This window comes from Actinomycetota bacterium (assembly GCA_036280995.1).
Lineage (GTDB): Bacteria > Actinomycetota > CALGFH01 > CALGFH01 > CALGFH01 > CALGFH01.
Genome location: DASUPQ010000396.1, coordinates 1 through 5,839, shown reverse-complemented (window position 1 = coordinate 5,839; position 5,839 = coordinate 1). Strand labels below are relative to the sequence as shown.

The 5,839-nt window shown below is 69.1% G+C and carries 6 protein-coding genes; 4 read left to right on the top strand and 2 right to left on the bottom strand.

Annotation, left to right across the window (positions count from 1 at the left end; translation table 11 throughout):
- Positions 1 to 356 (bottom strand): hypothetical protein (locus VF468_13155; protein HEX5879243.1); only part of this gene is annotated, 356 nt, incomplete at its 3' end.
- Positions 357 to 1,320: 964 nt separating this feature from the next.
- Between VF468_13155 and VF468_13150 the strand changes: the two genes are divergently transcribed.
- The 4 genes from VF468_13150 to VF468_13135 all read left to right on the top strand — a co-directional run bounded on the left by VF468_13150 (position 1,321) and on the right by VF468_13135 (position 5,033).
- Complete coding sequence (locus tag VF468_13150) at positions 1,321 to 2,394, top strand: IS630 family transposase (protein HEX5879242.1); 1,074 nt, start codon at positions 1,321 to 1,323, stop codon at positions 2,392 to 2,394.
- A 41-nt stretch (positions 2,395 to 2,435) separates the two neighbouring features.
- Positions 2,436 to 3,284, top strand: coding sequence for a TIM barrel protein (locus tag VF468_13145; protein ID HEX5879241.1), 849 nt, complete (start codon positions 2,436 to 2,438; stop codon positions 3,282 to 3,284).
- Positions 3,281 to 4,318: a Gfo/Idh/MocA family oxidoreductase gene (locus tag VF468_13140; protein ID HEX5879240.1), complete on the top strand. Its 1,038-nt coding sequence runs from the start codon at positions 3,281 to 3,283 to the stop codon at positions 4,316 to 4,318. The genes VF468_13145 and VF468_13140 overlap by 4 nt, the downstream gene beginning before the upstream one ends.
- Positions 4,319 to 4,538: 220 nt before the next feature.
- Positions 4,539 to 5,033, top strand: a complete 495-nt coding sequence (locus VF468_13135) for a hypothetical protein (GenBank protein HEX5879239.1) — start codon at positions 4,539 to 4,541, stop codon at positions 5,031 to 5,033.
- Positions 5,034 to 5,437: 404 nt separating this feature from the next.
- Here VF468_13135 and VF468_13130 read toward each other — a convergent pair whose 3' ends face one another.
- Positions 5,438 to 5,593, bottom strand: a complete 156-nt coding sequence (locus VF468_13130) for a hypothetical protein (protein ID HEX5879238.1) — start codon at positions 5,591 to 5,593, stop codon at positions 5,438 to 5,440.
- Between the last annotated feature and the right edge of the window lie 246 nt (positions 5,594 to 5,839).

Sequence of the window (5,839 nt, the reverse complement as noted above, 5' to 3'; positions counted from 1 at the left end):
GTGCCCTCCAGCACATAGCGGGAGTTGCTGCGGCAGACGCCGACCGACTCCTCGTTCTGGGGCAGCCCGTCGACGTCGCGGTTGAACCGGTCCAGGAACACCGATCGGGCCTGCGCCGACCGTGCCCTGCGCGCTCCGGTGACCGCGTCCTGCATGGCTTCGAAGCGGCCCCGATACTGCTCGGGCGCCTGGCTTGGATCGTTCAGCCATGCCCGCACCGCCACCGACTGCGACATGTGGGTAAGGGCGCTGTTCGGCTTGGTCGGCTTTGGCACGGCCCCGGCGGGAAGGGCGACAAGACCAAGCAGCAGGGCCAGGACGATCCACCGGACGAACGTGGGCCATGAACGACTCATCAGGTCCCTTCCTCCTGCGGCCGAGCGACAGCGGTGCCCGCCATGCGGAGCAGTTCTCTCTGGCCTCCTTGGTCGGTCGCTGTCAGGCCTGCTCCACAGGCGTTCCGGTGCTAGCTCGGCCAGGCACGACATGGACGGCCGTCCAGGTCGGACAGGCCGACCGGAATCTACGTAACCACCCAGGACGGGGGAAATCGGTCGAATTACACAGCTTCGGCCAAACACCGTGCCAGCTCGGACACCTGGAGCCGACAGCAATACCGACAACCTCTCACCCACAGGGGGTCACGCCGGCGCAGGCAGGATGCTTGGTAACAATCGGCCTATCCCCGAGCGTCCATGAGCAACCTGGCCACGCTCCCCGCGTACCCCGACGAGTCCTAGCCACAGCTCGACGTTCGTAAGCCCTAAGGCTGGCGGGAAGTCGGCCGGTGAATGCCGGTTTCTCCTTGGTAACCTGGATGTGATGTCCGGTGAAGAACTCGGCTGCGGGTAGGACCTGCGGTGATCTGCTTAGAATCTCGCAGGACGGTGAGTGTGGGGGCGCATGTGCAGCCGGAGACGAGATACGCCTCGCTGGGGCAGGACCGCATCGCCTACCAGGTACTGGGGCAGGGGCCGCCTGACCTAGTGGTGACGCCCGGGAGCTTCAGCCACGTGGACACAATGTGGGAGGACCCGGCCTCAGCGCTGATGTACCGAAGACTCGCCTCGTTTGCTCGGCTGATCCGGTTCGACCGCGTGGGCACCGGCGCCTCGGACCCCGCGCCGCTCGAGCACCTGCCGCCTTGGGAGTCATACGCCGAGGAGCTGGCTGCAGTACTGGACCATCGGTCAGGTTGCCGACGAGGGTGACGGAGTTGTAGGACATGGCGCCCTCCTGCAGCCAAGCCGGATCAGCCACCTAGTGGCCTGTCTCTAAGATGATTTGACAGCTGGTCAGCGCGGCGGGGAGTATCCGAGCATGCCGTTGTCTGCCGCTGCCTTGCCCATAGGTCCTGATGACCTGGCCAGGTTGCGGCGCTGGTCGAGCGCGACCCGAGCTCCTGCCGTGGTGGTCCAGCGGGCCAAGATTCTGCTGCTGGCCGCCGAAGGCGCGGCCAACACCGAGATCGCCGAGCGGCTCGACGTCTCCCGGCCAACTGTCATCGCCTGGCGTAAGCGCTACCTGCGTGAGGGGCTCGCCCACGGCCTGGCCGACCGACCCCGCCGTGGCCGTCCCCAAACGGTTCGCCGTGACCGGCGGGCAGAGATCCTGGCCACCACGCTGGCCCCACCGCCCGAGGCGCTGGGCGTGACCCACTGGTCGAGTCGGCTGCTGGCCGCCGAACTGGGGGTCAGCCACAGCACCGTGGCCCGGGTGTGGGCCGAGCACGACCTCAGGCCCTGGCAGACCGAGACGTTCAGGTTCTCCACCGATCCGGAGCTGGAGGCCAAGGTCCGGGATGTGGTCGGGCTGTATCTCGACCCGCCCGCCCATGCAATCGTGCTGTGTGTGGATGAGAAGTCCCAGATCCAGGCGCTGGAACGCACCCAGCCAGTTCAGCCACTGGCGCCAGGACGAGTCGAGCGGCGCACTCACGACTACCTCCGCCACGGCACGACCACCCTCTTTGCGGCGCTGGAGGTCGCCACCGGGCGGGTGACCGACGCATGCCAGCCGCGCCATCGGCATAGCGAGTTCCTGGGGTTCCTCAAGCTGGTCGCCCGCGCCTATCCCCGTCGGCAGCTGCATGTGGTGCTGGACAACTACGCCACCCACAAGCACGAGCGGGTGCAGGCATGGCTGGCCAAGCATCCGCGGGTCCGGCTGCACTTCACCCCGACCTATGCCTCCTGGCTGAACCTGGTCGAGGTGTTCTTCGCCATCATCGAACGCCAGGCGCTGCGCCGCGGCGACTTCGCCAGCGTGGAGGAGTTGGTCGCGGTCATCGGTCGCTTCTGCGACGGGTGGAACCAACGCTGTCAACCGTTCTGCTGGACCAAGGACGCCGAGCAGCTCCTGGCCACGCTCAAGCGTCCCACCGGCTCGGGTTAGACCAGCCAGCGGCGTCCGCAGAGGAGAAGGGATCCCAGGACATGGACCGACGGCAACAACCCGGGACGCCATTGGGATCGTGGTCGGTCGAGCTGGCCGTGTGCGCCGAGATGGTCTTCCTCGAACTGCCGATCATTGAGCGGGTGGGACGGATCGCTGACTTGGGATTCCAAGTTGAGATCTGGAACTGGACGACTAAGGACCTCGACGCCCTGGCCGGCAGCGGCGCGGCGTTCTCGTCGATGACCGGCTACGTCACCGGCACCCTCATCGACGACGACGGCGCCGCCGAGCTGCTGGCCTCGGCCGAGCGGTCGATCGCGGTCGCCGAGCGGCTTGGCTGCCCCCGGCTGAACCTGCACGGCACCGGGCTGGACCCCCAGGGCCTACCCGTACGACCCGTGCAGGAGGTCACCGGGGCGATGTGGCTGGCCGCGGCCCGCACCTTGGACCGGGTGGCCGCCCTGGGGGAGCGGGCGGGGGTGACCTTCTGCCTGGAGAACCTCAACACCGCCGTCGACCACCCGGGGGTGCCGTTCGCCCGCGCCGCCGACACCCTCACGCTGGTCGAGGCGGTCGGGCGGCCCGGGCTGCGGATGATGCTGGACCTGTACCACGCCCAGATCGGCGAGGGGAACCTGATCGAGCTGCTGCGGCGGGCGGGGCCGCTGATCGGCGAGATCCAGGTGGCGGATGTGCCCGGCCGCTGTGAGCCCGGCACCGGGGAGATCAACTACCCGGCCATCGCCGCCGCCCTGCAGGAGCTGGGCTACCGCGGCACCGTCGGGTTGGAGGCGTGGGCGTCGGGGGACAGCGAGCAGGCCCTGGCCCGGTTTCGCGCCGCCTTCACCAGGTCTGGTGCCTCCAAGCCGAGAGGAGCTGAGCAATGACCGACACCGATGCCTGGACCGAGCCTGTGGCCGTCGGACTCATCGGGGCCGGCTGGATCGGCGCCTTCCACGGCGAGACCCTGGCCCGCCGGCTGCCCGGGGCGCGGCTGGTTGGGGTGGCCGACCCCGCCCCCGGCGCGGCCGAGCGGCTGGCCGGCTCGCTCGGCGCGCCGAAGGCCACCACCGACCCGGCCGAGTTGCTGGCCGACCCGGCGGTGGAGGCGGTGCTGATCGCTGCCCCCGCCCGCTTCCACGCCGACCTGGTCGAGGCCGCCGCCGGGGCCGGCAAGGCGGTGTTCTGCGAGAAGCCCATGGCCCTCACCCTCGCCGACGCCGACCGCGCTATCGCGGCCGCCCAGGCGGCTGGGGTGCCGCTGCAGGTGGGCTTCAACCGCCGCTTCGACACCGGCTTCCGGGCCGCCCACGACCTGGTCGCCGCCGGCCGGCTGGGCACCCCGCAGCTGCTGCGCTCGCTCACCCGCGACCCCGGCATCCCCGACCCGGGTCGGGTGCCGCCCTCGACCATCTTCCTGGAGACCCTGATCCACGACTTCGACACCCTGCGCTACCTCAACCCGGGTGCCGAGGCGGTCGAGGTCTACGCGGTCGCCGACGCCCTGGCCTACCCCGACTACAAGGACCAGGGGCTCCAGGACACCGCCGTGGTGCTGGTGCGCTTCGACAACGGCGCCATGGCCACCGCCGAGGCCAGCTTCAACGCCGTCTACGGCTATGACATCCGCGGCGAGGTGTTCGGCTCGGCCGGCATGGCCACTGCCGGCGACCTCCGCCGCACCACCATGGTCTACCACGGCGCCGAGGGCGTGGTCGCCGACACCTGGCGACGCAACATCGACCTGTTCCATGACGCCTACACCGCCGAGCTGGCCGCCTTCGTCGACTGCGTCCGCAGCGGCGCTACCCCCGAGCCCGGCGGCCGGGACGCCCGCGCCGCCCTGGCCATCGCCCTGGCCGCCATCCGCTCGGTGGAGACCGGCAGCCCGGTGCGACTCAGCGTGGTCGAGCAGCGGTGACCTGACGGGAGCGCCCGACCGCGGCAGTTACCGGCTGCGCCGAGTTGCTGGTCGCCATCCCACTCCCCGCCCGGTGGCGCCTCGCCAGACGATCCTGACTGGCGACCTCACTGAACCACCTCGCCCATGGCGACATTCATCAGGGTTCATCGGGATCCAGGCGCCGCCCATCGAAGCGTCAAAACATCTCAGCGACGGACCACTAGGTCGGCTGCCGGAGTTGCCCCCGTCGGTCCGGGCTGCGGCCCCGTACGATCTGGTCATCCTACCCCGATTCAGCCTTGGCTATTTCCTGCCCCGGCAGGTGCAGCGCATCGCCTGTGCGTTGCGGACCCTAATGCGACCGGGCGCCATCTGGGCCGTCGAGTTGCAGGACCTCGCCTCGGTCGCCAACGACCATCGTGATCTGGATATCCGGACCCGCAAGGCCACGGTCGGTGACCGGACCGCCGTCCTTGAGTTTCCCGACGCCAACGTGCTGGTCACCCCGGGCCTCTGCGGGAATCCGCCGGTTCTGTGGCAGAGCTACACCCTGACCGTCGAGTCCTCGGACGGCCGCCAGCAGACCCGATATGGGCATCGGGAATGGCTGTACGACCCGGACTACCTGCTGCAACTCCCAGCGATCGGTGAGCGCTTTGCCCGCGTCCAGGCGCCGGAGCTGGACACTGCCTTCCAGCAGTCGACACTGCTCGCGCTACGTGCGCTGCCTTGACTAGCAAGCGCCTGTTGCTGTCTAGGCCGTGACAGGAGGGATCCCGCGGGGTCGGCGGTGGCCGGCATCATGGCGGCCGCGCCAGCAAGCAAGCGCCTTGGCTGTGGCCGATTCCTGCGGAATCACCGCCGATCGTGGTACGCCAAGGACCGCGAAGCCTTGACGCCGGCTCCCCTTCCTCCACTCAGGCCTCAATGCAGCTGTCGTGCTGCCGAGGACGGAATGGCTGACCGCCCCCAACTCTGGTCGTTCTCGCTCCCCGAGAAACGGCCATGTTGGTCACCCGCCGCCTCATGGTCCAGTTGACTAAGGCCGAGACGGAGGAATTGTCCACCCATAGCCTCCGGTCCAGCCTGGCCGCGGTACCCCGAAAGGCCGCCGCTGACCATGAGCTGAGGACCACGCTACCCGGCGCCGACCCCGGCCTCGTCCAGTAACTGCCGGAGTTCTTCAGCCTCGGGCATGTCGAGGATGGTGTAGAGGCTGAGAGCGGCCTGCCAGGCGGTGCGAGCGGGGCCCAGGTCGCCCAGGGCATCAAGAGCGGCGCCAAGCCAGTGCAACGCCCCTTGCTTCACCCTCGCGGTTGCCGGCCTCACGACAGACCATGGCTGCGTCCTTGGCCCAGCGGACCGCATGCTGGGGATCCCCTGCCCGGACGCAGACTTCGGCAAGGTTGCGAAGCGCCGTTCCCTCACCGGCACGGTCACCGACCTCACGGAAGAGGACCAACGCCTGCTCATACCAGGCGGCTGCCTCCTCCAAGCGACCCGCCGTCTCGGACAGCAGGCCGAGCCCATTCAGCGATC

What these genes read in the sequence shown, in the direction of transcription:
- VF468_13150 (HEX5879242.1), top strand. Translation starts at nt 1,321, where the DNA reads ATGCCGTTGTCTGCCGCTGCCTTGCCCATAGGTCCTGATGACCTGGCC.
- VF468_13145 (HEX5879241.1), top strand. Translation starts at nt 2,436, where the DNA reads ATGGACCGACGGCAACAACCCGGGACGCCATTGGGATCGTGGTCGGTC.
- VF468_13140 (HEX5879240.1), top strand. Translation starts at nt 3,281, where the DNA reads ATGACCGACACCGATGCCTGGACCGAGCCTGTGGCCGTCGGACTCATC.